The organism is Mycobacterium sp. UNC410CL29Cvi84 (genome assembly GCF_000686745.1).
Taxonomy (GTDB): domain Bacteria; phylum Actinomycetota; class Actinomycetes; order Mycobacteriales; family Mycobacteriaceae; genus Mycobacterium; species Mycobacterium mucogenicum_B.
This window is the reverse complement of record NZ_JMLM01000002.1, coordinates 296,973-316,496: the sequence shown is the minus strand read 5'-3', so window position 1 is coordinate 316,496 and position 19,524 is coordinate 296,973. Positions and strand designations below refer to the sequence as shown.

Sequence of the window (19,524 nt, the reverse complement as noted above, 5' to 3'; positions counted from 1 at the left end):
GCAGTCACCTGGTGGCTGGGATCCGAGGGTTAAGCGAATCGGGTCTGATCAGGCCGCGAGATCGACGGCGGGATACGCACACGCCGGTCCGCACGGGTGGCCGTACACCTCCACGCCGCGCTGCTTCAAGATCTGGGCGATCTTCCCGGCGGTCTGACATGGCCGGTCAAAAACCTGCTGGTAGCTGAGTCGGACCGTCAACCGGCCATCGACTGCGGCGTCCAGATCACGCTCGAAATCATTGTTCCGCGCGGCTGCCGAGTCGTGGAACAGCCGGCCATCGAGCTCGACGACCAGTCGCTGCCCGTACTCGATGTCGCGGTAGCGCACTCCCGCCGACGAACGCGACCGGGCCTGCCGAGTGGCTCGGGGCAGCCCGTGCGCCCGCTCAACACGGTTCAAGTAACCGTGTTCGAGGACCGAACATGTCCCGTCGGCGATGTCGACCAGGACGGCACGCAGCCACCGTCGACGAGGTATCCGCGCTCGGCCGTCCAGTGCCGCGAGGAGGCGCTGCGCGGTGGTGCGTCGCGACTGGCAGACATCCGCGAGAACAGCGATCGCCTCGAATTCCGTGGTCCGGCAAGCGACATCGAGGGCGGCCTCCTCGTAGCGGCCCCTCGGCGGTCCGACGTGCCACAGGGCGCGCTGGTCCAACTGAGCGAGATGGTGGATGCGCACGCCGTCGGGCTCTACCAACACAGTCCGGTTCACATCCACGGCGACGTGGATCAGCGGACCTTCGCGCCACATCGCCGATTCCAGACACAGCGCTGCGGGTGCCGCGTAAAGGACTGCAGCCCAAGCGCGTTGCTGCCAAGTGGGCGGTCCAGTGTGGTTGACGTAGACGCCGTCATGGATGCGGGCCCATTCGTTTCGCCTGAGCATCCGGCGGATGTACGGGTCGTGTCGGCCGGCTTCGAGGACTTGTCGGCGTGCGATGACACCAGCCTGACGGCCGAGCACCTCAGCAATTTCAGCGTCAGCCACCCCGCCCCCGTTGTCCACGACGTCGATCTTCGCGACAACGCGCCGTCGTCCACCAGATCCCGGGTGAGCAGGCTGTGGATAACCGCCAAGACCTCGGATTGCAGTCACCTGGTGGCTGGGATCCGAGGGTTAGCGGACTCGATCCCCTTCACCCGCGCCTGCCGATTATGTATGGTTGCATACATAATCGGACGGAAGGGCGCGGATGGCTGGTCCTCGTGAACGCATGATCGTGTCTGCGGCACTGCTCATCCGCGAGCGGGGCGCACAGTCGACGGCCATCGCGGACGTGCTCGCCCACAGCGGGGCACCGCGCGGCTCGGCATACCACCACTTCCCCGGCGGTCGCACCCAACTACTCTGCGAGGCAATCGATTTCGCCGGCGAGTACATCGCCCGCCGGATCGACAAGGCCGGCACCGCGCTCGAGGCACTCGACGTGCTGGTCGACGGCTTCCGGACCCAACTCACCGAGACCGAATTCCGGGCCGGCTGCCCGGTGGTCGCGGTCGCCGTCGAGGCCGACAACCCGCCCGTCATCGAACGCGCCGCAGCCGCCTTCACCCGCTGGCTCGGCCAGCTCGAAGAGCAGCTGCGGGCCGACGGCGTGTCCGCCGAACAAGCCGCCGAATTGGCCATGCTCGCCACCACCGCCATCGAAGGCGCCGTGCTGGTGGCACGCACCACCGGCTCCACCACCCCCTTGGACCTCGTGCATCGGCAGCTGCGCGCCCTCGTGTCTGCCGCCATCACCCAACGGAAGGCGTCTTCATGACCGAAACCCAGGCCGGCTGGCAGTCGACCGCCTGCATCCTGTGCGAATGCAACTGCGGCATCGTCGTCCAGCTCGACGGCCGCACCCTGTCGAAAATCCGTGGCGACAAGGCACATCCGGCCTCGCAGGGCTATACCTGCAATAAGGCACTGCGGCTGGATCACTACCAGAATAACCGCGACCGCCTCACCTCACCGATGCGCCGGCGCTCCGACGGCACCTACGAGGAAATCGACTGGGACACGGCGATTTCCGAGATCGCCGAGGGCTTTTCGCGGATCCGCGACGAGTACGGTGGCGACAAGATCTTCTACTACGGCGGCGGTGGCCAGGGTAACCACCTGGGCGGCGCCTACAGCGGTGCGTTCCTCAAGGCGCTCGGCAGCCGGTATCGGTCAAATGCGTTGGCGCAAGAGAAGACCGGCGAGTTCTGGGTCGACGCGCAGCTCTACGGCGGACATACCCGCGGTGAGTTCGAACACGCCGAGGTGTCGGTGTTCATCGGGAAGAACCCGTGGATGTCACAGAGCTTCCCGCGAGCCCGCACCGTGCTGCAGGACATCGCGAAAGACCCGCAGCGGTCGATGGTCGTCATCGATCCGGTACTCACCGACACCGCCAAGATGGCGGACTTCCACCTGCGGGTCCGCCCCGGGACGGACGCGTGGTGCCTGTCGGCCCTGGCCGCGGTTCTGGTCCAGGAGAACCTGTGCGACGAGGCGTTTCTCACCGAACATGTCACCGGCGTCGAACCGGTACGGGAGGCGCTGCACGCGGTGGACATCGACGAGTTCGCCCGGCGCTGCGGCGTCGACGCCGAGCTGTTGCGCGCGGCAGCACGCCGGATTGCCGGTGCGGCAAGCGTTTCGGTGTTCGAGGACCTCGGCGTTCAGCAGGCGCCCAACAGCACCTTGTGCTCGTACCTGAACAAGATGTTGTGGATCCTGACCGGCAACTTCGCCAAACGTGGTGGGCAGCATCTGCATTCGTCGTTCGCGCCACTGTTCGCCGCGGGCGGCGTCGGCCGCTCTCCGGTGACCGGCGCTCCCATCATCGCCGGGCTGCTGCCGTCCAACGTCGTGCCGCAGGAGATCCTGACCGACCATCCGGACCGCTTCCGCGCGATGATCGTCGAGAGCAGCAACCCCGCGCACTCCATCGCCGACTCGAATGCGGTGCGCGACGCGCTCGGCGCGCTGGAACTGGTCGTGGTCATCGACGTCGCGATGACCGAGACCGCCCGACTGGCCCACTACGTGCTGCCGGCGGCGAGCCAGTTCGAGAAACCCGAGGCCACGTTCTTCAATCTCGAATTCCCGCACAACACCTTTCATCTGCGCCACCCCCTGATGACGCCGCTGCCCGGCACCCTGCCCGAACCCGAGATCTGGGCGCGGCTGGTGCGCGCGCTCGGCGTCGTCGACGACGCGGAACTCGACCCGCTGCGCCGGGCCGCCCGTGACGGCCTCGACGCCTACCTCGGAGCGTTCTTCGGTGCGGTGGGCGCCAACCCGGCGCTGGGCCGCGTGCTGCCGTATGTGCTCTACGAGACCCTCGGCCCGACACTGCCGGAGGGCCTGGCCGGTGCGGCCGCACTGTGGGGGCTGGCGCAGAAGACCGCCATGACCTACCCGGATGCGGTCCGCCGAGCCGGCCACCCGGACGGCAACGCGCTGTTCACCGCGATCCTCGAAGGCCGGTCCGGGGTGACGTTCACGGAGCACGAGTACGCGGACGACTGGACGCTGGTGACGCACCCCGACCGCAAGTTCGTCCTCGAGATACCCGAGATGCTCTCCGAACTCGCGGCGCTCGCCACCGACCGGCCGCCGCTGATCTCCGACGAATACCCGATTGTGCTGTCGGCCGGTGAGCGCCGGGCGTTCACGGCCAACGACATTATCCGGGATCCGGGCTGGCGCAAGCGTGACGCCGACGGCGCGCTGCGGGTCAGCGTGGAGGACGCCGCGGCGCTGGGACTCGTCGACGGCGGACGGGCCCGCATCACGACGGCCGCCGGGACCGCGGAGGCCGCGGTGGAGGTCACCGACGTCATGCTGCCGGGCCACGCCTCGCTGCCCAACGGGTTCGGCGTGGACTTCACCGAGGCCGACGGCGAGAAGCGGGTGCCCGGCGTGGCGCCCAACGACCTCACCTCGGCGGACTGGCGCGATGCGTTCGCGGGTACCCCGTGGCACAAGCATGTGCCGGCCCGGATCGAGGCGCTGACGGCCTGATCAGCTGGCGACCGGGTCGCCCGGCAGGAGCAGCCGGTCGATCGTGCTGACACTCTCGGGCGACAGCCCCTCGCGCATGACCGCTTCGAGAAACTGTGCCGCAACGGTTTTGACTTTGACGTGCGTCAGTTGCGAGCGCCACGTGAGGATGTCGAACGCGCGGTCGGCGTCGATCCCGTAGGCCGCCATCAAAATGCCCTTGGCCTGCTCGATGGTGGCGCGGGATTTCACGACCTGCTTGATCTCCGACGTCAGGTCGGCCTGCATGGTGTCGGTGACGTCGACGTAGTAGCCCTGCGTCCCGACCACGTCACCCGATTCGTCGGTCAGGTGGTCACCGACCACCACCATCCAATGGGTCTTGCCATCGGTGTCGATGATCCGGTGCCGGCTGCTGAACAGGCCGCCCGACCGCACCCGCTCGAGGATTTCGGCCACCCTCGCCCGGTCGTCGGGGTGCTTGTGGCTCAGCAGCAACTCGGTCGTGGGCTCCACCTGCCCCGAGTAGCCGTGCATCCGCGCCACCTCTTCGGACCAGACCCACCGCTGATCGGCGACGAAGAACTTGAATCCCCCGGCTTTCGGCGAATCGCCGCCGGCCAGGACTGCAGCGACTTCCCAGTGCTCGGGCGCGTTGTCGGCATCGGCGTCATCGGCCAGTGCATCAGGCATACGGAACCAATCGTTTGATCTCTATGAGGGCTACACCCAGGCCGCGTTGACGGTCGGGCCCGCAAATACTAGCCGTTATGTCAGCTCTCTGACATAACAAATCACCGACGCGCCGTGACTTGTCCGTATCGGGACGGCGCACCCGTCGAGTAGCTTGCATGGGTGGGCACGGGGGTTGAGCTGAGCGATCTGCACCGCAACGCGGTGCTCGCAACCTTCGACAGCGACCGCCTCGACCGACTGCTGCCGCACATCCAGATCGACTTCAGCCCCATCGGCCACGTCGCCCAACGGGCCGGAAACCCGTTGAGCCACATCCACTTCCCCCTCGATTCGGTCTATTCGGTCCTGGCCGAATCCGAGCACGGCGCCGGGATCGAAGTGGGCACCGTCGGATCCGAGGGCCTGGTCGGCATCGCCGGCCATCTCGGCGCGCGCAACAGCCGCCAGACCGTCGTCTGCTGGTGCGCCGGCGACACCGCCTACGTTCCGGTCGCGGAGTTTCTGCAGGTGACCACGGAAGGTGGCCCGTGGCACGACGCGATCGACCGGTTCACCGACTATCTGCTCATCCAGACGGCCCAGAACGTGCTGTGCACCAGCGCGCACTCGGTGCGCGCACGGTTGGCGCGCTGGCTGCTGGCCGCCCATGACCGATACGACTGCCAACAGTTCTCGAGCACGCAGGAAAGCCTGTCGCAGATGCTGGGTGTGCAGCGCCCGACCATCTCCGACACGGCGGCACGGATGCAACGCGAGGGCTTGATCATCTACCGACGCGGCAACATCGAGATCGTCGACCGCGTCGCGCTCCGGCAGATCGCGTGCGAGTGCTACCGCGTCGTCCACCAGGCGCTGACGGCTGTGCGCGACGCCGGCCGGCCGAGCTAACCGGCCGCAGCGTCAGGCGCGGGCGGAGCTGCCACCGGCGCCTGCGGACCGGCGGGCATCCCCGGCGGCGGTGCCGCATCGGCGTCCATGGGTCGCTGCGCCAGCAGCACGAGGGCCTCCTTGGGGCTGATCTCGCGCTCCTGGACGGCGTGCCAGACGTCGCGCAGATACGACAGCTGGTCGGTGTCCTGCGACCCCTCCGCGGTGGTCGTCGTGTACGGCGGCAGATTCTCGGGACTGGACAGGTGCGGCACCGGCGCGGCGTTCGCCACCGGGACCGGCTTCCCGACCGGGGCCGGCTTCGGATCCACGGGTGGTGGCGGCGGATCGATCGGCGCGGCCGAGAGGTCGACCGGCGCCGTGTCGTCGGCCCACGCGGGCGCTGCCGACGCGACCGGCAGCAGCAACGCTGCGCAGGCCAGACCCACGGCGCGGAATTTGACGCTGTCCAGGATTCTCATGTGTTGCCCTCCCGTCCGTCTCCGGTAACCAATGGTGCTACAGGTGACTGCGGTATTGCTGGGAATTTGCCGGATCAATGTGGTGCGACCGTACGAATCCCCCATCGGGGCCGGCGCCACAACGCACCTGCCGCGGGCGCGTCAGCTACGACGAATAGTGCTGCGCTCATCGGCGGGCATCGGCATTCGCCCAGAATCTGAGCCGAATTATCGGCATAACCTTGCGGCCCCGACCGGCACGCGGTACTAAATTGGAACACGTTGCAGAGTGAGGAGCGTCACATGACGGCACCCAACATCCCAGCCGGATTCGACTTCACGGACCCCGACATCTACGCCCAGCGGCTCCCGGTCGCGGAACTGGCCGAACTACGCCACGTCGCGCCGATCTGGTGGAACGAACAACCCATGGGCAAGGGCGGCTTCGACGACGGTGGCTACTGGGTGGTGACGCGGCACAAGGATGTCAAGGAGGTGTCCCGCCGCAGCGACGTGTTCTCCAGCCAGGCGAAGACCGCCATCCCCCGGTACCAGGACGGCACCGTCACCGAGCAGATCGAGCGCGGCAAGTTCGTGCTGCTGAACATGGACGCACCGCACCACACCCACCTGCGCAAGATCATCTCGCGCATGTTCACGCCCCGCGCCATCGAACTGCTGCGGGACGAATTGAGCCGGCGCGCACAACAAATCGTGCAGGAGGCCGCGACCGCGGGCTACGGCGACTTCGTCGAGCAGGTGTCCTGCGAGCTGCCCCTGCAGGCGATCGCCGGGCTGATGGGCGTGCCCCAGGAAGACCGCAAGAAGCTGTTCCACTGGTCCAATCAGATGGTCGGCGACATGGACCCCGAATTCGCCGGCAACGACGCCATCACCGCGTCGGTCGAACTGATCATGTACGGCATGGCGATGGCCGCCGACCGGGGCGCCAACCCGCGCGACGACCTGGTGACCCGCCTGGTGCAGGCCGACGTCGAGGGCCACAAGCTCTCCGACGACGAGTTCGGGTTCTTCGTCATCCTGCTGGCGGTGGCGGGCAACGAGACCACCCGCAACACCATCACCCAGGGCATGATGGCGTTCGCGGAACACCCCGACCAATGGGAACTCTTCAAGCGGGAACGTCCGGCGACGGCAGCCGACGAGATCGTCCGCTGGGCCACGCCGGTCACCTCGTTCCAGCGCACCGCGACGGAGGACACCGAACTCGGCGGCGTGCCGATCAAGAAGGGCGAACGGGTGGTGATGTTCTACCGGTCGGCCAACTTCGACGAAGAGGTTTTCGAGGACCCGTACACGTTCAACATCATGCGCGACCCCAATCCGCACGTCGGCTTCGGCGGGACCGGCGCCCACTACTGCATCGGGGCGAACCTGGCCCGCATGACCATCGACCTCATGTTCAACGCGATCGCCGACCACATGCCGGACCTGCGTCCGCTCGGTGAGCCCGAGCGCCTGCGGTCCGGCTGGCTCAACGGCATCAAGCACTGGCAGGTCGACTACACCGGCGCTAACGCGAAACCGGCTGTCGCGCACTGACCTTCGACCGGTCGGGATAGTCGAGCAGCGACTGCCAGTAGTCGTCGGACAGCTCCTGGCCCGAGTGCAGCACCATCGCCAGGCCGGTCGCCATCGCAACGCCGAGCAGGCCGAGCCACAAGCCGGTGACGGCGATGACCACCCACAGCACGGTCGTCAGCGCGGGCCACGGCGATACCAGCATCAACACGGGCGCGAAGAAGAAACCGGTACCGACGTACCAGGCCGATCCGGTTCGGTCGGCGGCCATGACCGCCCGCAACCAGACCGGCGGCGCCGGTGTCGACGGCTCGGTTGCGGGGTGGGTGGTGCGCATCTCGATCGCCTCCTGCTGCGTTGTCGGACGATTCGAGACTGTCCCCGTCAGGTAATTGCCGCAATTACCTCTCAGGTAGTCGCCACCAGGTCGTGCAGCCGCGACACTTGACTCGTGACCGTCACCAGCGCCGCCCCGACACATTCGCCGCAACCGTTCGGAGCGCTCATGCGGCAGTGGCGCCAGCGGCGACGCATCAGCCAGCTCGACCTGGCGATCGAGGCCGACGTGTCGGCCCGCCACCTCAGCTTCATCGAGACCGGCCGGTCGACACCGAGCCGCGCCATGGTGCTCAAGCTCGGCAGTGTGCTGAATGTTCCTGCGCGAGAACAGAACCGGCTGCTCCTGGCCGCGGGTCATGCGCCGGTGTACGCCGAGCGGTCGCTCGACGACCCGGAGATGAGCGCCGTGCGCACCGGGATCGATCGCGTGCTCGCCGCATACGAGCCGTTCCCGTGCCTGGCCGTCGACCATCTGTGGAACATCGTCGCGGCCAACGCCGGCATCGCGGTGCTGCTCCAGGGCGTCGCACCCGAGCTGCTGAATCCACCCAACGCCCTGCGCATTTCACTGCACCCGGACGGGCTGGCACCCCGCATCCGCAATCTCGGGCAGTGGCGGCACCACGTGATCGGCCGCCTGCGCCGCGAGGTGGCCGGCAGTGCCTCGACCGAGCTTCACGATCTGCTCACCGAGATCGAGGCCTACCCCGGTGGCGACGTCGAATCGTCCGACCTCGGCGGCGTTGCGGTGCCGCTGGAGATCGACGGTCCCGACGGCGAGGCGCTGACATTCCTCAGCACCGTCACCACATTCGGCACAGCGCTCGACCTGACCGCCGCGGAGTTGAGCATCGAGGCGTTCCTGCCCGCCGACGACGCGACGGCGCAGGCTATCCGCGAAAGCGCTACGCGTTGATGACGATCGGGTCGCCGATGTTCACCTGGTTGTAGTACCACGACGCGTTGTCGGTGCTCAGGTTGATGCAGCCGTGGCTCACGTTCGAATTACCCTGCTGCGCAACGGACCACGGGGCCGCGTGGACGTAGACGCCACCCGAGGTGACCCGCACCGCGTAGTAGACCGTCAGCTTGTAGCCCTCCGGGTCGTTCAGCGGGATGCCGATGGTCCGCGAGTCCATGACCACGGGGCTCTCTTTCGACATGGCCGTGAACGAACCCACCGGCGTGGGGTGCTTGGGCTTACCCATGGACGCCGGCATGGTCTTCACGACCTGGCCGTCGATGCTCACCGTGAAGGTGTGTCCGCTGATGCTCGCGACGCCGAGGGTGGCCGTGGCGGTCTCGAACGACTGCTTGACCCCGCCGACCGACACCGTGATGGACGAGTGCGCCGGCCAGTACGTGGTGGGCGTGAACTGCACCTTGTTGTCCGCGAGCCACGAGAATGTCCCGGCGGGTGCCTTTGTCATCTTCGGCGACGAGAACTCGATGGTCCCCTCGGCGCGGCCCCGGTCGGCCACCGGCCGACCGAAGGTCACCGTGACGGGCATCCCGACCCCGACGGCAGGTCCGCCACTCGGCGTGATCGCGACGACCGGAAGGGACTCGGGCAACGCCGCGACAGCAGCACCCACGGAGCCGCTCAGCATCATCACCGCAGATGCGGCGACAGCCAGCGCATAACGCACAGTTTTGGGCAAGGGGTCCATCCTCCGGTCCGAGATACGTTCACTACATATCGTAGTTCGGCGCCAGGCGTTACTTCGGTTAGCCGCACGCCGTGGGTCCCGACCTCAGGCTTTACTGCGGTGGCGCGGCGGGCTCAGCCGGCGGGGCGACATCGGCCGGCGCCGGAGCCGGCGGCGCCGGGGCCTCGGCCGGTACTGCGACGGCGACCGCGTTCGACGGCATTTCCACCGGCGGGATGTCCGTGGCGGCGGGCGGCGCGTCGGCTGCCGGCAGGCCGTCGGGGTGCGCTGCCGGTTCCGGCTCGACGACGGGAGCCGCCGGCGGCTCGACGACCGGCGCATCGGACAGCGGCGCCTCGACGGGCGCCGACAGCTCGGCCGACGGCTCGGCGGCGGGCGCCACATGCACCGTCGGAGGCTCGGCCGGCGCGACCGCCTGCTCGGCGGCCGCGGGCCGCGGGCTCTTGGTGACGGACGTCGAGGTACCACCGTGCGAGGGCAGGAACTGCAGCGTGACCGCCATCGACACCGATGCCACGAACGCCGTCGATCCCACGGCCAGCATCGCCAGGGGCAGCGCGGGCGAGCTCGACACCTGCTCCCAGCGGGACGAACCGCCCGAACGATGCCGGCCGGCCGGCGCGAAGACAGGTCGCTCGAACTGCTCCTCGAACGCGTCGAAGGTGGGATCCCAGCCGAAATCCTGACCGGCCCATTCGTCGGGGCGCGCCTCGTCACCGAAGTAGTACGGCTCGGACAGTTCGGAATCGCCCGACCGTACCGACACCAGCGCAGCGCCGCGGGCAAGGGCCAAATCCGCTTCTTCCGGCGTGAACACCGGCACCGAGAGCGCATCCTGCAGCCCCGGCAGGATCGCCTCGAAGTTACCGGCGGACCCGATGACCACGAGTGCCTCCGGCTGCCAGTCCGCGCGGGTGAAAACCGCGCTGAGCCAGCTGGTCAGGCCCGCCCGGGAGCCGATGGAGTGGTTGACGGCGGTGTGCACGGCGCCGCTGGCCGCGTGCACGATCATGGTGATCGCGAATTCGGGCTCGATGGTGCAGACCGCGGTGGTCCCACAGCCCAGCGCGTCGGCGATGCCGCGGGCCACGGCCTCGTTGGCCTCCGGGAAGCGCACCGGCACCACGTTGTCGAACCCCGAGTCCGACAGCGACTGCATCAGCATCGAGGCCTCGGCGTCGGCGTCGTCGCTCCACGTCAGCCCGATCGACTTGAGCCGCAGCCCGCGTGTCGCCGCCCGGGCCTCGCTGCGCAGCACGGCGGCGGTGGCATCACCGGAATTCATGATCTCGACGGCGTCGTGGTCCATGGTGAACCCGTCGACGTCGTTGCCCTCCACCAGGACGAGGCCGATGGACGACGGAGTCATGGCCAAACCGAGCACCGCGTCCACGCAAACAACCCCTTCAAAAAACGCACGGCGGCGACGCACGACCGGCGATGACGCGCGCTTCGGCGTGCGGGAACTATCCGGAATCGTGGTGAGACAAGCCACCCTTTGACCGGTGACCTTACCCGTTATCTGGGCCACAATGCACCCGTCCGCAAGCCACCGACCTGCGATGATTTGCCAGTTGTCCACGGCGCTGTGTTCAAACCGTTATCAGTATTAGCCATCTTCACGACCGCCGCTCGGCGTGGCCCGCTCGCCACCGCGAAGTTTGACGCGAGCCAGATGAGGTAATCCAGTGGCCTAGTTGTGACCTGTCGCTGCCTGATCCTGTGACGGGGCGGAGCGAGAATTGTGAACAAGACCGGCCAGGAGGTCAACATCATGACGGCACCGCCACTCACCCAGCCCACCGTGGTGTCCCATGGCGTGGTCGGCGTTCATGTCCGCGGCCTCGGCTGCTCCTACGCGACGTGCACCTGCGGCTGGACCGCGCGGCCCCGGCACCTGCGGGCCTCTGCCGAGCAGGACGCCTGGGCCCACTCCATCGAATCCGGCTGCGCCCTCGCCTTTCCCCTCGTCAACCGCTAGCGCGTCACCGCACGGCGCGATCTTGCGCAGCGGGCCAGGTCGTAACACAGTGGGTTATGACCGAACAGTGGATTAAAGGATGCGCAGTGCAGCGGATCTCCTTCCGCGACGGACTGGTGCTGGACCTGGAGGACTACAACGAGCTCGTCATCTCGGCACCGCTGGCCCTGACCCTGCCTGCCACCGAGACCGACCCGCAGGAAGTCGTCGCGATCAACCCTGCCGACGTGCGCAAGCAAGAGCGGCCGTTGTTCGATTTCGCCGGCCAGAAGTGCACACACGCCGAATGGGATGACAACGGCAGCCTGCATCTGGCGTTCGCCGACGGACACCGCATCGACGTGCCCACCGATCAGGAGCACACCTCGTGGGAGCTCTACGGCAAGCACCACGGCTATGCCGCGTGCCTGCCGCACGGGCGGGTGCGGGTGGTCCGGCACGATCTGCCGGACGACGAGACCGTCAACAGCTGACCGGGCCGGCCGCTCACCCGAAGGTGTAGTCCTCCGGGTCGACGGTCCGTGTCCAGGTCCAGTAGTCGACCAGACGCCACGGGCTGAGCGTGTAGATGTCGCCGTCGGCGTTCTTGTAGAACGAGTGCCGGATGGACGGCTGCGACCACACCATGGTGCGCATCTCGGCCTGGCTGCGCTGCACCCAGTCGTCGAGCATCTCGGGCCGCGGTTCCATCCACGTCCCGTGTCCGGCCAGCAGCAGGTCCAAACACTCTGAGATGTAACGCATCTGGCATTCCGAGTGGAAGATCAGGCTGCCGCCACTGGCGAGGTTGGTGCCGGGACCGTACATGCAGAAGAAGTTCGGGAATCCCGGGACCGTGATACCGACATACGCGGTGGGCCGTTCACCCCACTGCTCGGCCAGTACGCGGCCGTCACGCCCGACGACGGTCATGGGCCACAAGACCTTGCCGGCGTGAAAACCGGTGGCGTACACGATCACATCGGCCCGATGGCGCTGCTCGTCGGCCGTCACGACGGCGTCGTGCTCGATGCGCGCGATGGGTGTGCGGATCAGTTCGACGTGGTCCTGTGTGAGGGTCTGGAGCCAACTTCCGTTGTCCTGCAACGTGCGTTTGCCGGTGGCCGGGTAGTCCGGGATGACCTTGGCCAGCAGGTCCGGGTTGTCACCGATCTGGCCTTTGATCCACTCGGTGAACATGATTCGGGTGACATCGTTGATCTCGCTCACCGCGCGTTGCTGATCGGGATAGTCCGGGTCGACGCGGGCCGCGGCCAGACCTTTGTCGCAGCCGGGCCAGAACAGCAGGAAGCGGTACCAGCGGCCGTAGAACGGCAGGTGCCTCAGCGCCCACTTGACGCCGTCGCCGACCATGGCGTGGTAGTTGGGGTTGGGGAACATCCATTGCGCGGTGCGCTGAAAGATGTTGAGCGAAGCGACTTTCCCGGCGATCGACGGCGCGATCTGGAAGCCGCTGGCGCCGGCGCCGACCATCGCGACATGCTTGCCGGTGAGGTCGACGTCGTGATCCCACTGCGCCGAGTGGAATGCCGGGCCCGCGAAATCATCGCGTCCCGAGATGGCCGGCAGGTAAGGACGATTGAGTTGCCCGACGGCGCTGATGACGGCGCGCGCCGACACCGTCTCAACCGTTCCGTCCGCGGTGCGGACAGCCACCTGCCATGTCGCGGTGGCCTCGTCCCACGTCGCGCCGGTGACCTCGGTCTCGAACCGGACGTGCGGGCGGATGCCGTACTTGTCCAGGATGCGTTCGAAATACGCCTGTAGTTCCGGTTGTTCGGCGAAGAACTGCGTCCAGTGGTCGCTGGGTTCGAAGCTGTAGCAGTAGAAGTGATTTCCGACATCGACGCGGGCGCCGGGATAGCTGTTGTGCCACCAGGTGCCGCCGACCCCGGCAGCGCGTTCGATGATGGTGAACGGAATTCCCGCCTCTTTCAGGCGGATACCGGCGAGGAGTCCCGATTCGCCACAGCCGATGACGAGGACCGGAAAATCCGCGGCCGATTCGGTGTCACGCCCCGCCGCCCCGGCTCGGACATCCGTCCCGTCGAGCTCCATCTCCTCCAGCACCATCGGCACGTACTCGTCGGGCACCGGTTCGCAGACCAGCCACTCCATCATCTCCTTGAGCAGCTCCGCGCCGATCGGTTCCGGCTCGGGACAGCCGCGGTCACGGTAGTCGGCGATAACCTGCAGAGCCAGGGTGCGTACCGCGGCTTTGTCGCCCTCGGACATGTAGCCCTGGACCTCGTTGAGGAACAGCCCGGCAGGGCGCAGGGCACCGCGGATCAGCTCCGGATCACCGGACATGTGCACCAGCGACAGCATCAGCGTCGGGATGCTGACGTCCAGCAGAGCACGGGCGATGTCCTCGTCGGAGGTCGTAAACGGTTGTCCTGCATGTGGGTTGCGCACCACAAGGAACTATCACGTCCAACGGAATGTTCGCAGCCGATTCTCCCGCGGTGCGGTACAGCCGGGCTTTACGCTCCGAAGATGGCCATCGCGTTACTCGAGAACGGCGTACCCCCGGCGGACCTCGCACTGTCCGACATCGACCTCGGTTCGATCAAGTTCTGGGGCCGGCGCGATGCGATCCGGGACGGCGCGTTCGCCACGCTGCGGCGCGAGGCACCCATCGCCTTCCACGGCGAGCTGGCCCAGGAGGGGTTCGAAACGGGCCCCGGCCACTGGGCGTTGACGCGGTACGACGACGTGTTCTTCGCCAGCCGTCACCCGCACATCTTCAGCTCCGCCGACGGCATCACGATCCCCGAACAAACGCCGGAATTGGCCGAGTATTTCGGCTCGATGATCGTCATGGACGACCCGCGGCACACGCGACTGCGCAACATCGTGCGCAGTGCGTTCACCCCGAAAGTGGTGGCGCGGACGGAGGCGTCGGTACGCAACCGGGCCCGCAGCCTGGTCGAGTCCATGATCGAGCGGCACCCGGACGGGCACGGCGACATCGTGGCCGACCTGGCCGGTCCCCTGCCGCTGCAGATCATCTGCGACATGATGGGCATCCCGGAGCCGGATCACGAACGGATCTTCCACTGGACCAACATCATTCTCGGGTTCGGCGATCCCGATCTGACCACCGACTACGAGGAGTTCTTCCGGTGCGCCATGGACATTGGCGCCTACGCCACCGCTCTGGCCGATGATCGGCGCAGCAATCCCCACGACGACCTGACCACTGCCCTGGTGCAGGCCGAGGTCGACGGCGAACGACTGACCTCGAGCGAGGTGGCGTCATTCTTCATCCTGCTGGTGGTCGCGGGGAACGAGACGACGCGCAACGCGATCAGCCACGGGGTCCTGACGCTGAGCCGGTTCCCCGACCAGCGGGACCAGTGGTGGGCCGACTACGACGCGGTGGCGCCCACCGCCGTCGAGGAGATCATCCGCTGGGCCTCCCCCGTCGTCTACATGCGCCGGACCTTGACGCAGGACTTCGATCTGTCCGGCGTGAAAATGCAAGCCGGGCAGAAGGTTACGCTGTGGTACGGCTCGGCCAACCGCGACGAGGCGAAATTCGACCGGCCCTGGCTGTTCGACGTGCACCGCAACCCCAATCCGCACCTGGGCTTCGGCGGCGGTGGCGCACACTTCTGTCTGGGTGCGAACCTGGCCCGCCGGGAGATCGCCGTGGCGTTCGAGGAGATTCACCGCCGGGTGCCCGACCTGACGGCCACCGACGAGCCCGACCGGCTGTGGTCGCAGTTCATCCACGGCATCAAGCGCTTGCCGGTCAGCTGGACGCCGCCGCGCTGACCGGTTACTGGACGATCAGGACACCGACCATCCCGGGGTGATACACGCAGTAGTACGGATAGCGGCCCGGTGCCGTGGGTGCGGTGAAGGTGGCTTGCGCATTGCCGCCGACCTTGACGTCGAACTGTCCCTTCACCTTTGACGTCACGGTGTGCGCGACGTCGTCGCTGTTCACGACGGTGATCTTTGCGCCGGGCGGCACGGTCAGCGGGTCGCCGAAGTTGAGCGCGGTGATGGTGATGGCCGGCCCCTGCACCGGACCGGTCACCGGTACGGCGCTGGTTGTCGGGGTGCTGTTGGGTGCCGGGGCCGGAGCCGAACACGCTGCGGTCACTGCCGCGGCGAGTGCCGCTGCCACGAGCAGAGCCGGGATGCGCGTCGTCGTCATGCCAGGTACCTCTGCAGCCAGGACTGCGTCTGTGTCCAGGCGTCGGCGGCCGCGGTGGGGTTGTACCGCTGGCCCGAGTCGTTGAAGAACGCATGATCGGCGTCGGGCTCGACGACGATCTGATGGACCATGCCGGCCTGCTCGAGCGCGGCTGCCGCGGCGTCCTTGCTCGCCGTCACGCGCGCGTCCTTGGCGCCGTAAAAGGCCAGCACCGCAGCCTGTTTCGAGCCGGCGAAGTCGTGCGGGTCGGGCAGCGGACCGTAGAACGGCAACGCCGCCGCCAGCCTCGGCTCGCCGGCGGCCAGGAGCTGCCACGTGAGCCCACCGCCGAAGCAGAATCCGAGCACCGCGAGCTTCATGCCGGGCGCCCGCCGCTGCAGTTCGTCGAGCCCGGACCGCAGGTCGGCGATGAACTGGTCCGGCGGAATCTTGCCCAGCGCCGCGGTGGCCTCGGCCGGATCGGTGAAGGCCGCGGTGCCGCCTTGCGCCGACAACAGGTCGATGCCCAGCGCCGAGTACCCGATACCGCCGAAGCGGCCGACTACCGACCGCACCCAATCGGTCAGGCCCTTGTTCTCGTGGATCACCAGGACGGCACCGCGCGGCTGGGCGGCCGCGGCCCAGGACCCCTGCAGCTTGCCGTCGGCCCAGGTGATCGGTTCGGGCTGGATTGCGTTCTCCATACCGGGCGGTGGGCCGGGCGCGATCGACGGCTTGCCCGACGACGTGCTCGACGTGGTGGCCGCGGTGGGGCCTCGATTCTCACCGCATGCCGCGATCAGCGCACTGGCGGCCGCAGTGCCCACGCCCAGCAGCGCGAGCCTGCGCAGCGCCTCACGACGGGACAGCAATCCGTCGACGTGGTCGGTGGCGATTTCCTCGGCGATGTACCGCTGCAAGGGGGTCACCCGAGCCAGTATCCGCCCTGATCCTGAGCGTCGTCACAAGGTTTCCCCAGGACGAGTAGACATTTTTTGGAAAGTGTTCACTTTTTCATTGACATGGGCCTGACCGGCACGCTTCTATAGTTAGGTGACCTCTGCAACGACGTTCGACACGATCATCGCGGGCGGCCGTTGGTTCGACGGAACCGGCGCGCCTTCCGCGGTCCGGGACATCGGAATCCGCGACGGACACGTCGTGGCGATCGGCGTGGACCTGGATGACACCGGGTGCCCGAACGTCGTCGACGCCACCGGCAAATGGGTGACGCCCGGCCTGTTGGACATCCACACGCACTACGACGTCGAGGTGCTGGCCGGCCCCGGCCTGGCCGAGTCGCTGCGGCACGGCGTGACCACCGTGATGCTCGGTTCCTGCTCGCTGTCCACGGTGCACGTCGGCGGTGAGGACGCCGGTGACCTGTTCGGCCGGGTGGAGGCCATCCCGCGCGACCACGTCATCACCGCCGTCGACGAGAACAAGACCTGGGACACCGCAGAGGGTTACGTCACCGCGCTCGAGGACCGGCCGCTCGGGCCGAACGTGGCAGCCTTCATCGGCCACTCCGACATGCGCACCGCCGTCATGGGTCTGGACCGCGCCACCCGCAAGGACGTGCGTCCCACCCGCGGCGAGCAGGCCGAGATGGAGCAGATGCTGGCGGCCGCGCTGCAGGCCGGATTCGTCGGAATGTCTTCGCAACAGCTGCTTTTCGACAAGATCGACGGCGACACCTGCCGGTCCCGAACCCTGCCGTCCACCTATGCCAAGGCGCGCGAGCTCCGCCGGCTCAAGACGCAGCTGCGTCGCTCGGGCCGCATCCTGCAGTCGGGTCCGGACCTGCAGAACCCACTGAACCTGGTGTCGCAGTTGGCCCAGTCGCTCGGCCTGTTCCGCGAGAACCTCAAGACCAGCCTGCTGTCGGCCGCCGACATCAAGGCCAATCCGTACGCCATCACCATCATGGGTCCGGTCGCCCGGCTGGTGAACAAGCTCGGCGGCAACTTCCGGTGGCAGCACCTGCCGGTGCCGTTCGAGGTGTACGCCGACGGCATCGATCTCGTGGTGTTCGAGGAATTCGGTTCGGGCGCAGCGGCTTTGCACCTGCGCGACGAGGTCGAGCGCAACGACCTGATGCGCAACGACGAGTACCGTCGCCAGTTCCGCAAGGACTACGAGAACAAGTTCGGCGTGCGCGTGTGGCACCGCGACTTCTTCGACGCCGAGATCGTCGGCTGCCCCGACGCATCCCTCGTCGGCAAGACGTTCGGTCAGGTCGGCGTCGACCGCGGGCTGCATCCGGTCGATGCCTTCCTCGATCTGGTGCTCGAATACGGCCGCGATGTCCGCTGGCGCACAACGATTTCCAACCACCGCCCCGAGGTGCTGAAGAAGCTGGCCCGCGACCCCGGCATCCAGCTCGGTTTCTCCGACGCCGGCGCGCATCTGCGAAACATGGCCTTCTACAACATGGGCCTGCGCCTGCTGCGGCACGTGCGCGACGCCGAGCGCGCCGGTACGCCCTTCCTGTCCGTCGAGCAGGCCGTGCACCGGCTCACCGGTGAACTCGCCGACTGGTACCGCCTGGACGCCGGGCATCTGCGCGTCGGCGACCGCGCCGACCTCGTTGTCATCGACCCCGAGCGGCTGGACGATTCGCTCGACGCCTACGCCGAGGACCCCGTCGAGCAGTACGGCGGGCTGTCCCGCATGGTCAACCGCAACGACGCCACCGTCGCCGCGGTGTTCGTCGGCGGCCGGCAGGTCGTGCGCGACGGCGTGCCGACCGATCTGGTCGGCACCACCCGCACGGGCCGCTTCCTGCGGTTCGCCCGTCAGACCCCTGCTCTGCCCGTCGCCAAGGAAGGTGAGTTCGCCAGTGTCGGTTGAGGATACGGTCCACGGTCTGTGGCAGGCGCTGTCGGCGCGCGATTGGGAGCGGCTGAAGGATTTCGTGTCCGACGACTGCATCTACCTGGACATGCCGGTGGGGCCGGCCGCCGCCGCGCGCGGGCCCGAGGACATCGTCAAGCGGCTCAAGATCGGCCTGGAGCCGCTGGCTTCGTACGAGAACTTCGACGGCCTGTTGCTGACTAACGGCGCCGACGCCATGTACGAGCACCACGAGGAATGGCATTGGGAGACCGGGGAATCCGCGATCCTCAAGTTCGTCACCGTGCACCGCGTCGAGAACGGCAAGGTGACGCTGTGGAAGGACTACTGGGACATGGGTGCGCTGTCGAACTTCGCGCCGCCGTCCTGGCTGGAGAACTTCGCGACCGCCGACATGTCGTGGATCTTCGACGCGACGGGCCTGGTCTAGACCTCGCTCAGAGGGTGATCTTGCAGGCCTGACCGATGTCGAGGGTCCGCAGCATGCGGCCCATGCCGAGCCACATGGCGCACGACAGCGCCAGGTCGGTCAGCAGCTCGTCGCTGAAATGCTCTGCGGCACGGGCCCAGAAGTCCTCGTCGTCGCGCAGCCCGGTGTGGTCGGAGGCGAACCGGTAGGCGAACTCGGCGGCGATGCGCTCCTGCTCGGAGTAGCCCGGCCAGGTCTGCCACACGCCGGCGTGGTTGTAGAGGTCTTCGTCGACGCCCTCCGCCTCGGCCGCCGAATCGCGGGTGTTCTGACACACCACGCACTCGTTGTCGAGGGCGATCACCACACGGGCCAATTCGCGCACGCGCAGCGGCAGGCGGCCCTTGGTGTAGACGGCGTTGGTGAAACCCGCCATGGCCGTGCCGATGTCGGGTGACTTGACCACCCAGGCGGTTACGTCTTCGTCGGTGAAATCTCCGATTCGGCTCACTTTTCGCACGCTACGCCAAAACTGAAACAAGTTCTAGTTTTTTGGCGGACGAATTCAGCGCGAA

General features: G+C 67.4%; 20 protein-coding genes. 10 read left to right on the top strand and 10 right to left on the bottom strand.

What is annotated here, in order from left to right:
• Positions 1-48: 48 nt before the first annotated feature.
• Complete coding sequence (locus BR47_RS0105170; protein ID WP_036426804.1) at positions 49-990, bottom strand: type IV toxin-antitoxin system AbiEi family antitoxin domain-containing protein; 942 nt, start codon at positions 988-990, stop codon at positions 49-51.
• Positions 991-1,195: 205 nt separating this feature from the next.
• Here BR47_RS0105170 and BR47_RS0105165 point away from each other — a divergent pair, with 205 nt between their 5' ends.
• A complete protein-coding gene (locus BR47_RS0105165; RefSeq protein ID WP_029118811.1) occupies positions 1,196-1,765 on the top strand; it encodes a TetR/AcrR family transcriptional regulator in 570 nt (189 codons plus the stop codon).
• On the top strand, positions 1,762-4,002 hold the full coding sequence (locus tag BR47_RS0105160; protein ID WP_029118810.1) for a molybdopterin-dependent oxidoreductase: 2,241 nt from the start codon (positions 1,762-1,764) through the stop codon (positions 4,000-4,002). The genes BR47_RS0105165 and BR47_RS0105160 overlap by 4 nt, the downstream gene beginning before the upstream one ends.
• On the opposite strand, the gene BR47_RS0105155 is transcribed toward BR47_RS0105160, so the two are convergent.
• Positions 4,003-4,674 carry a PAS and ANTAR domain-containing protein gene (locus tag BR47_RS0105155; RefSeq protein WP_090562472.1) on the bottom strand — a complete coding sequence of 224 codons (672 nt, stop codon included), beginning with the start codon at positions 4,672-4,674 and terminating at the stop codon, positions 4,003-4,005.
• A gap of 162 nt (positions 4,675-4,836) precedes the next feature.
• On the opposite strand from BR47_RS0105155, the gene BR47_RS0105150 reads away from it, so the two are divergent.
• Positions 4,837-5,565, top strand: coding sequence for a Crp/Fnr family transcriptional regulator (locus BR47_RS0105150; RefSeq protein ID WP_029118808.1), 729 nt, complete (start codon positions 4,837-4,839; stop codon positions 5,563-5,565).
• Here the strand turns inward: BR47_RS0105150 and BR47_RS29750 are convergent.
• Complete coding sequence (locus BR47_RS29750) at positions 5,562-6,026, bottom strand: hypothetical protein (protein ID WP_051634620.1); 465 nt, start codon at positions 6,024-6,026, stop codon at positions 5,562-5,564. The genes BR47_RS0105150 and BR47_RS29750 overlap by 4 nt on opposite strands.
• Positions 6,027-6,308: 282 nt before the next feature.
• On the opposite strand from BR47_RS29750, the gene BR47_RS0105140 reads away from it, so the two are divergent.
• Positions 6,309-7,568 (top strand): cytochrome P450, encoded by a 1,260-nt coding sequence (locus BR47_RS0105140; protein ID WP_020100224.1) that lies wholly within the window; start codon positions 6,309-6,311, stop codon positions 7,566-7,568.
• On the opposite strand, the gene BR47_RS0105135 is transcribed toward BR47_RS0105140, so the two are convergent.
• The gene (locus tag BR47_RS0105135; protein WP_029118807.1) at positions 7,540-7,884 is read right to left on the bottom strand and encodes a hypothetical protein; all 345 of its coding nucleotides are present in this window, start codon (positions 7,882-7,884) and stop codon (positions 7,540-7,542) included. The two genes, BR47_RS0105140 and BR47_RS0105135, sit on opposite strands and share 29 nt — an antisense overlap.
• Before the next feature lie 168 nt (positions 7,885-8,052).
• On the opposite strand from BR47_RS0105135, the gene BR47_RS0105130 reads away from it, so the two are divergent.
• Complete coding sequence (locus BR47_RS0105130) at positions 8,053-8,802, top strand: helix-turn-helix domain-containing protein (protein WP_051634647.1); 750 nt, start codon at positions 8,053-8,055, stop codon at positions 8,800-8,802.
• On the opposite strand, the gene BR47_RS0105125 is transcribed toward BR47_RS0105130, so the two are convergent.
• Together BR47_RS0105125 and BR47_RS0105120 are read right to left on the bottom strand one after the other, a co-directional pair.
• Complete coding sequence (locus BR47_RS0105125; RefSeq protein ID WP_036420310.1) at positions 8,792-9,556, bottom strand: L,D-transpeptidase; 765 nt, start codon at positions 9,554-9,556, stop codon at positions 8,792-8,794. The two genes, BR47_RS0105130 and BR47_RS0105125, sit on opposite strands and share 11 nt — an antisense overlap.
• Before the next feature lie 91 nt (positions 9,557-9,647).
• Positions 9,648-10,940: a DUF7159 family protein gene (locus tag BR47_RS0105120; protein WP_502685817.1), complete on the bottom strand. Its 1,293-nt coding sequence runs from the start codon at positions 10,938-10,940 to the stop codon at positions 9,648-9,650.
• A gap of 390 nt (positions 10,941-11,330) precedes the next feature.
• Between BR47_RS0105120 and BR47_RS0105115 the strand changes: the two genes are divergently transcribed.
• Together BR47_RS0105115 and BR47_RS0105110 are read left to right on the top strand one after the other, a co-directional pair.
• Entirely contained in the window at positions 11,331-11,537 is a 207-nt protein-coding gene (locus tag BR47_RS0105115; RefSeq protein WP_231506655.1) for a hypothetical protein, read from the top strand.
• Positions 11,538-11,593: 56 nt separating this feature from the next.
• Entirely contained in the window at positions 11,594-12,010 is a 417-nt protein-coding gene (locus BR47_RS0105110; RefSeq protein WP_029118803.1) for a DUF6188 family protein, read from the top strand.
• A gap of 13 nt (positions 12,011-12,023) precedes the next feature.
• Here BR47_RS0105110 and BR47_RS0105105 read toward each other — a convergent pair whose 3' ends face one another.
• A complete protein-coding gene (locus tag BR47_RS0105105) occupies positions 12,024-13,952 on the bottom strand; it encodes a flavin-containing monooxygenase (protein WP_029118802.1) in 1,929 nt (642 codons plus the stop codon).
• A gap of 81 nt (positions 13,953-14,033) precedes the next feature.
• Here BR47_RS0105105 and BR47_RS0105100 point away from each other — a divergent pair, with 81 nt between their 5' ends.
• A complete protein-coding gene (locus BR47_RS0105100; RefSeq protein ID WP_029118801.1) occupies positions 14,034-15,317 on the top strand; it encodes a cytochrome P450 in 1,284 nt (427 codons plus the stop codon).
• Between the two features lie 4 nt (positions 15,318-15,321).
• On the opposite strand, the gene BR47_RS0105095 is transcribed toward BR47_RS0105100, so the two are convergent.
• Together BR47_RS0105095 and BR47_RS0105090 are read right to left on the bottom strand one after the other, a co-directional pair.
• On the bottom strand, positions 15,322-15,705 hold the full coding sequence (locus tag BR47_RS0105095) for a cupredoxin domain-containing protein (protein ID WP_020100215.1): 384 nt from the start codon (positions 15,703-15,705) through the stop codon (positions 15,322-15,324).
• Positions 15,702-16,613, bottom strand: a complete 912-nt coding sequence (locus tag BR47_RS0105090; RefSeq protein WP_029118800.1) for a dienelactone hydrolase family protein — start codon at positions 16,611-16,613, stop codon at positions 15,702-15,704. Before BR47_RS0105090 ends, BR47_RS0105095 begins: the two co-directional genes overlap by 4 nt.
• A 124-nt stretch (positions 16,614-16,737) precedes the next feature.
• Here BR47_RS0105090 and BR47_RS0105085 point away from each other — a divergent pair, with 124 nt between their 5' ends.
• The gene (locus tag BR47_RS0105085) at positions 16,738-18,537 is read left to right on the top strand and encodes an N-acyl-D-amino-acid deacylase family protein (RefSeq protein WP_020100213.1); all 1,800 of its coding nucleotides are present in this window, start codon (positions 16,738-16,740) and stop codon (positions 18,535-18,537) included.
• Positions 18,527-18,970, top strand: a complete 444-nt coding sequence (locus BR47_RS0105080; protein WP_020100212.1) for a nuclear transport factor 2 family protein — start codon at positions 18,527-18,529, stop codon at positions 18,968-18,970. The genes BR47_RS0105085 and BR47_RS0105080 overlap by 11 nt, the downstream gene beginning before the upstream one ends.
• Before the next feature lie 7 nt (positions 18,971-18,977).
• Here the strand turns inward: BR47_RS0105080 and BR47_RS0105075 are convergent, their stop codons facing one another.
• Entirely contained in the window at positions 18,978-19,460 is a 483-nt protein-coding gene (locus BR47_RS0105075; RefSeq protein ID WP_029118799.1) for a carboxymuconolactone decarboxylase family protein, read from the bottom strand.
• Positions 19,461-19,524 lie beyond the last annotated feature (64 nt).

Coding starts and splice junctions, on each gene's coding strand:
- BR47_RS0105165 (WP_029118811.1), top strand. CDS start 1,196: ATGGCTGGTCCTCGTGAACGCATGATCGTGTCTGCGGCACTGCTCATC.
- BR47_RS0105160 (WP_029118810.1), top strand. CDS start 1,762: ATGACCGAAACCCAGGCCGGCTGGCAGTCGACCGCCTGCATCCTGTGC.
- BR47_RS0105155 (WP_090562472.1), bottom strand. CDS start 4,674: ATGCCTGATGCACTGGCCGATGACGCCGATGCCGACAACGCGCCCGAG.
- BR47_RS29750 (WP_051634620.1), bottom strand. CDS start 6,026: ATGAGAATCCTGGACAGCGTCAAATTCCGCGCCGTGGGTCTGGCCTGC.
- BR47_RS0105140 (WP_020100224.1), top strand. CDS start 6,309: ATGACGGCACCCAACATCCCAGCCGGATTCGACTTCACGGACCCCGAC.
- BR47_RS0105135 (WP_029118807.1), bottom strand. CDS start 7,884: ATGCGCACCACCCACCCCGCAACCGAGCCGTCGACACCGGCGCCGCCG.
- BR47_RS0105130 (WP_051634647.1), top strand. CDS start 8,053: ATGCGGCAGTGGCGCCAGCGGCGACGCATCAGCCAGCTCGACCTGGCG.
- BR47_RS0105125 (WP_036420310.1), bottom strand. CDS start 9,556: ATGGACCCCTTGCCCAAAACTGTGCGTTATGCGCTGGCTGTCGCCGCA.
- BR47_RS0105115 (WP_231506655.1), top strand. CDS start 11,331: ATGACGGCACCGCCACTCACCCAGCCCACCGTGGTGTCCCATGGCGTG.
- BR47_RS0105110 (WP_029118803.1), top strand. CDS start 11,594: ATGACCGAACAGTGGATTAAAGGATGCGCAGTGCAGCGGATCTCCTTC.
- BR47_RS0105100 (WP_029118801.1), top strand. CDS start 14,034: ATGGCCATCGCGTTACTCGAGAACGGCGTACCCCCGGCGGACCTCGCA.
- BR47_RS0105095 (WP_020100215.1), bottom strand. CDS start 15,705: ATGACGACGACGCGCATCCCGGCTCTGCTCGTGGCAGCGGCACTCGCC.